Origin of the sequence: Streptomyces amakusaensis (assembly GCF_039532665.1) — a bacterium.
Classification (GTDB): domain Bacteria; phylum Actinomycetota; class Actinomycetes; order Streptomycetales; family Streptomycetaceae; genus Streptomyces; species Streptomyces amakusaensis.
On sequence record NZ_BAAASB010000075.1, the window covers coordinates 1 to 1,124 of the forward strand.

Annotated in this window: 1 protein-coding gene; it reads left to right on the forward strand. The window is 65.5% G+C overall.

Annotated features, from left to right (window positions below; genetic code table 11):
- Window positions 1-1,124: acyltransferase domain-containing protein (locus ABD371_RS35680; RefSeq protein WP_344486928.1), on the forward strand; the 1,124-nt coding region annotated here is incomplete at both ends.

Here is a 1,124-nt window from a genome sequence, read left to right on the forward strand (position 1 = left end):
ACCGAAGAAGCCGTCCTCCCCCTCCTCGCGGGACGGGAAGCAACCGTCGGGATCGCCGCCATCAACGGACCCGACTCCCTCGTCATCGCCGGAACCGAAACCGACACCCTCGACATCGCACAGTCCCTCGGAGTGAAGTTCAAACGGCTCCCCGTCAGCCACGCCTTCCACTCCCCCCTCATGGAACCCATGCTCAACGACTTCCGGGACGTCGTCTCGGGACTCACCTTCCAGGCACCCCGGATCCCCATCGTCTCCACCGTCACCGGCAGGCTCACAGCACCGGATGAACTCTGCACCGCGGACTACTGGGTCGAACACGTCCGCCGACCCGTCCGCTTCACCGACGCCATCCACACCCTGACGGAACAAGGCATCGACAACCTCCTCGAACTCGGACCCGACGCCACCCTCTCCGCCCTCACCAACGGCACACCAGCCATGCGCAAAAACCGACCCGAAGCACAACAACTCATCACCGCCCTCGCCCACCTCCACGTCAACGGCACCACCATCGACTGGACCACCTACTACCAAAACACCAGAACCCACCCCATCCAGCTCCCCACCTACGCCTTCCAACACGAGCGCTACTGGCTTGAGCCCGTCTCCTCCGGCACAGGCGATGTCTCCTCCGCGGGGCTGGTCTCCGCAGAGCACCCCCTGCTGGGCGCGGCCATCGAACTCGCCGACGGCGAAGGCCTCGTCCTGACCGGCCGGCTGTCCCTCAAGACACACCCCTGGCTCGCCGACCACACCATCTTCGGCACCGTCCTCCTCCCCGGCACCGCCTTCGTCGAACTCGCCACCCAGGCCGGCGACCGCACCGGCTACGACACCATCGAAGAACTCACCCTCGCCGCACCCCTCACACTCCCCGAACACGGCAACGTACACATCCAGATCACGGTCACCGGCAGAGAGTTCGCGATCTACTCACGACCCGACGGCGACGACCACCCCTGGACCCAACACGCCACCGGCACCCTCACCAACACCAACACACCCAACCCCACCAAACCCACCACCTGGCCCCCCACCAACACCCACCCCATCAACCTCACCCACACCTACGAAACCCTCCACCAACACGGCTACACCTACGGCCCCGCCTTCCAAGGGCT